Origin of the sequence: Duganella phyllosphaerae, from assembly GCF_001758785.1 — a bacterium.
Lineage (GTDB): Bacteria > Pseudomonadota > Gammaproteobacteria > Burkholderiales > Burkholderiaceae_D > Rugamonas > Rugamonas phyllosphaerae.
Genome location: NZ_LROM01000015.1, coordinates 1 through 4,532, shown reverse-complemented (window position 1 = coordinate 4,532; position 4,532 = coordinate 1). Strand labels below are relative to the sequence as shown.

At 66.2% G+C, this 4,532-nt stretch carries 7 protein-coding genes; all 7 read right to left on the bottom strand.

Annotated features, from left to right (window positions below; genetic code table 11):
- The coding region (gene bufB / locus DUPY_RS00720) for an MNIO family bufferin maturase (RefSeq protein WP_071651562.1) at positions 1 to 1,417 on the bottom strand (1,417 nt) is incomplete at its 3' end.
- Positions 1,418 to 1,453: 36 nt separating this feature from the next.
- Positions 1,454 to 1,726 (bottom strand): BufA1 family periplasmic bufferin-type metallophore, encoded by a 273-nt coding sequence (locus DUPY_RS00715; protein WP_070245817.1) that lies wholly within the window; start codon positions 1,724 to 1,726, stop codon positions 1,454 to 1,456.
- A 101-nt stretch (positions 1,727 to 1,827) separates the two neighbouring features.
- Positions 1,828 to 2,028 carry a YjfB family protein gene (locus DUPY_RS00710; protein ID WP_070245816.1) on the bottom strand — a complete coding sequence of 67 codons (201 nt, stop codon included), beginning with the start codon at positions 2,026 to 2,028 and terminating at the stop codon, positions 1,828 to 1,830.
- A gap of 52 nt (positions 2,029 to 2,080) precedes the next feature.
- Positions 2,081 to 2,638, bottom strand: coding sequence for a molybdopterin-guanine dinucleotide biosynthesis protein B (gene mobB / locus DUPY_RS00705; RefSeq protein WP_070245815.1), 558 nt, complete (start codon positions 2,636 to 2,638; stop codon positions 2,081 to 2,083).
- Positions 2,639 to 2,716: 78 nt separating this feature from the next.
- Positions 2,717 to 2,920 carry a hypothetical protein gene (locus tag DUPY_RS00700; protein ID WP_070245818.1) on the bottom strand — a complete coding sequence of 68 codons (204 nt, stop codon included), beginning with the start codon at positions 2,918 to 2,920 and terminating at the stop codon, positions 2,717 to 2,719.
- A gap of 67 nt (positions 2,921 to 2,987) precedes the next feature.
- Positions 2,988 to 3,761, bottom strand: coding sequence for a general secretion pathway protein GspB (locus DUPY_RS00695; protein WP_070245814.1), 774 nt, complete (start codon positions 3,759 to 3,761; stop codon positions 2,988 to 2,990).
- Position 3,762: 1 nt separating this feature from the next.
- On the bottom strand, positions 3,763 to 4,532 hold a 770-nt coding region (locus DUPY_RS00690), incomplete at its 5' end, for a peptidoglycan-binding protein (protein ID WP_208599973.1).

Here is a 4,532-nt window from a genome sequence, read left to right as displayed (position 1 = left end):
ATTGAAGGGCCGCTGCCGGCGCATAATCCGGCGCAGTTGCAGTCACTGGCGCCGCGTCGGCCGCGTAGTGAGCACGGTGCACGGCCCACTCCAGGCGCGCCATGTCGGCCAGGTATGGCAACGTGGCCGCAGGTGGAAAATCGTCGAGGAAATCGCCCAGTTGCGCGCCGAAGCGATTGAGATCGCCATCTTGCGATGGCTGGGCGCGCACGTACGCACGCGCCAGCGCGCCGAAAAATGCGTGGCCGACCAGCGCGGCGATCACCGGGTAGGCGGCCGCCAGCGCCTTGGTGGCGGTCGCCGCCAGGTTGCCGCGATACAGCGTCAGCCGGTGGTCGTTATGTTGATGCGGGCGCCACAGGGACAGCGCCGGCGGCGCGGCATCCGGGGCCACCAGGGCGTCGGCGAACAGTTGCTGGCCCTGGGCCAGCGTGGCGTAAGCTTGGGCGCCAGGCGTGGCGAGGGCGCCGATGTCATGCGACGATGCTGGAACTGGAAATGGAACTGGTGCGTTTGCTTGGCGCGGCAGTCGGGTCGCCGCTGCTGCGTTGCTTTGCTGCAAGGTCGGCGCGCTTCCTTGGCAACGAAGCAGCGCCTGCGCCTTCGCAGCCTCTTCCATCAACACCACCAGCGGCGGAATATCGGTATCCCATTCGATCAGCGTTGGCACGGCGCCGAAGCGTTCCAGCGCAGCCTGGTAGAGTTGCCAGACCGGCGCGGCCACGGCAGCGCCGTGGTGGTCGATGACTGCCTGCGGCGTTACCAGGTGACCGCCCAGGTGCAGTTCGCCCACCGTGGCGGGCGCGATCGCCTGCAAGGCGGCCAGCGCATCTTCGCCGTGGTTGCACTGGTTGACATACAGGTTGTTGATGTCGAGCAGCAGGCCGCAGCCGGTGCGCGCGGCCAGCGCCGCCAGGAACTGCGCTTCGCTCATGCTGTCCCCGTGGAACCTGGTGTAGGTGGACACGTTCTCCAGCAACAGTTGCCGTTGCAGCAGGTTTTGCACCTGGTCCACGCGTTCGCACAGCAGGTCGAGCGCGGCGGCGTCCAGCGTCAAGGGCAACAGGTCGTTCAAGTGGCGGTCGCCTACCGCGCCCCAGCACAGGTGTTCGGACACCAGGCAAGGTGCGACGCTGCGCACCAGTGCGCGCACGCGCTCGAGATGCTGTGTGGAAAATCCCCGTGCCGAGCCCAGGCCCAGCCCCACGCCATGCAGGCTGACCGGATAATCGCGCCGCAACTGCTGCAGCACATGCCAGTCGCGGCCGGATTGGTCGAGATAGTTTTCGGTGTGGACTTCGAGCCAGTCCACCGCCGGCCGCTCATCGAGGAACTGGCGATGGTGCGGCGCGCACAAGCCGATTCCCACGCCCAGCGGGCGCGGTGCAGCAGCAGGCGCGGCATCGCTACCGGTCACTTGTGCTACGGGATCACAGCCGGCTGACCGGGCGGCTTACTTGGCAGGCGCAGTGGTCTTGCCACCGATTTTTTCGCAGGTGCCCTTGGGCACGTGCTTCCATTCGACCGCTGCGTTGTCGGTCGTGGCCTGGCCTGCGCACGAATGGGAACCATCGGACGCGGCGCAGTCGTTCTGGCCTGCCTTGGCCACGCCATAGCATTTCTCGGTATCGGCGCTGCCGTTCATGCCGGTGGTCGCAGCGGTGGCCGTGCTGGCGCTGCAAACAGCGGCCAGGGCGGCGGCGATCAGGGCGTGGCGTTGGTTCATGGTCGGTTCTCCTCGAAGGTGGTGGTATGCAGGCGCAGCGTAGCAGCAATCATGCTGCCACGGCTAGTCTGCGCGGCCGGTCCACCCGGAAGATGGCGCAATTACGCAGTGGTGTTGATGGTGTTGCCGAGGTTGGAAGGCAGGCGCGGCGCCGAAGGCACCGGCGGAATCGCCTCGATCAGCGCAGTGGCACTGGACGCCTGGATATCTTGCGCCTTTTTCAAAACGGCAATACCTACCGCCTGCTTGTTGCCGGTGTCGGCGATGCTGGTTGCAAGCTGGGCAATGTTGGAAACGTCCATGGTGTCCTCCTTTAAGGCGTATCCCTTATTTACGGAAGGACGCGCCGGAACTTTAGGCCGTCGGCGACATTTCATGGCGTTTTTTTTCCACCAGCGCCAGCAGCCAGTCCAGCACCTCCTGCGGCGCGTTCAAATCGAGCCAGGCTGTGCTGACCGACAACTCTGCAGGCCGTGGCAGGTCGGACGCCACCGCCACCACGTGCGCATCGTGCGGATACAGGGGTTCGCGCCCCTGCTCGCGCCGATACACTTCCAGCTTGTCGATCGGATATTTCTTGAACCCTTCGAGCAGCGTCAGGTCGGCCGGCGACAGGCGCGCCAATTGCTCTTCCAGGGTGGGCTCGGGGGCGCCGCGCAATTCGTGGACGATGGCATAACGAAACGGCGACGCCACCATCACCTCGGCCGCGCCTGCCATGCGCAGGCGCGCGCTGTCCTTGCGCGGTGGCTCCAGCTCCAGGTCGTGATGGCTGTGCTTGATGACATTGACCTTGAGGCCACGGTTGGCCAGTTGCGCGATCAGGTACTCGAGCAGCGTGGTCTTGCCGCTGCCCGACGTGCCGATCACACCCAGCACCTGGCGCAGCGGCGCGGAACTTGCTTGATACATTGCTACTCTCCCTGCCACATCGTTGCTCTTGCCTGGCATTATACCCAGCAATATTTCACGTGGCAGACACCGAAAGGCCTATTGCTCCTCGTCCAGTTGACGGAAACGCTCGCTGCGCGAGCGGCTGTTGGCCAGCAGGATCAACAGCAGGCAGACCAGCGCCGTCATATAGGTGCTCGGCTCGCTATCGATGGCGGTGTAAATGGTATGGACCGCCGCGTGGGAGCGCGGCATGACCATGGTGGCGGCTATCAGGAAAGGCAATAACGTCAGGTATTTCATGATCATCCCCTGCAATGATTGGCATGGGAACGACGTTATCACCGCGCCGTGACGCTTTGATGACAATTTAGTACGGAACGCGGTACCTGTAGCCTTTATAGCTGAACACCGCCTCTTTCGGATTCAGTTTTTCCAGCAACAGTCCGGGCGCGACTTCCTCGCCCTCGCGGCGCAGTATTTTGTCCACCAGCAGCAGCCGGTCGGCAGGATTTTTAGAGTAGATGTAACCGCCCACAGCCACCTGCGGAATCGCGCGCTGTATCGGTTCCGGCAGCTCGCGCAGGTTGACAACCGGTTCTTCAACCTTGGCAACGGCGGCCGCTGCCAGGGCCGGTGCAGACCTGGTGGCCGATGCGGGCGCGGCAGTGGTGGCCGGCGCCGGGGCTGCAACTGGCGTGGCGGGCTGGGCCAACGGCGTTGTCACCGTGGCGACCGGCGGCGGCAGGGCCGTGACCGGCGCAGGCAGCGCGGCGACGGATTGCTGCGCGGTTGACGATGGCTGCATAGCGGCCGATCGTTGCGCTGCTGTCGATTGTTGCGCTGCTGCCGATCGTTGCGCTGCTGTCGGTGGCTGCGGCAGCGTGGCGGCGGCCGTGTCACCGCTGGCCGCCTGCGCGGTGGCGTCAGCGGTGACCACCGGCGTGGCTGGCCGCAACACCAGTACTACCAGCACCACGATGGCGACCGCCATCGCCACCAGCGCCAGCACGACCGGCCGCTTGAGGCGGCCCGACGCCGAGGTTTGCGCGCCGGCCTGCAAGGTCGGCGCGTGGATGGTCGGCGAGTTGCCGAGTTGGCGTTCGGCTTGCGCTTTTTTCAGCGCTTCCAGGATGTAAGACATATTATTTCCCCGCTCCGGCGGTGGACTGCGCGACCAGGCGCGGCTCCTGCACGCCGCCCAGCTGGTACAGCCGGATAAATGTTTTCGGACCGGCCACACCGTCCGCCTTGAGTTGCTGCGACGCCTGGAAGTCGCGCAGGCGTTTGCGCAGCGCGGCGTCGAGCGGCTGGTTTTCGGCCGGCGCGGCCAGTTCGTACAGCTGCGCCAGGCGCTGGGCCAGCCAGTCGACGTCGGCACCGCGGTCGCCAGCCACCACCTGGTCGCGCCAATTGGCCGGCGCGCGCCAGTACGTAGTGAACTCACCGTCGAGCCTTGCGGCCAGCGCTTCCAAGGTCATGCGTTCGGTCTTGCCGCCCGGCGCGGTGATGGTGGCGCCCCTGGCGTCGAGCGCGGTCAGCAGCACGTAACCGGGGATCACCGGATTGTCGCGCAGCGTCAACACGGCCGGCCGGTCGAGCTGGCGCAGCTCGTCGATGCCGCCCCGGGTTTGCAGGCAGCGCAGGTTCAGGCGCGCAGCGGCGCCGCACGGGTCCCTGTCGGTGAGCGCCAGGCCCCACAGGCCAGCCAGCTGGCGCAAGGCGGCAGCCTTGTCGGTAGTGACGCCGGATTCGGCAGAGGAAACCGCCCGCGCGGGAGCAACGGCGGATAGCGACGTGGACGCCGGCACCGGCGCGCCTGTCGTCGCGGGCGACGTGACGGTCCCGGTCGCGGTTGTCGTCCCGGGCGCATGCGCCTGCCCTGGACCATTACCGCGAGCAGCTGCCGGCGCCC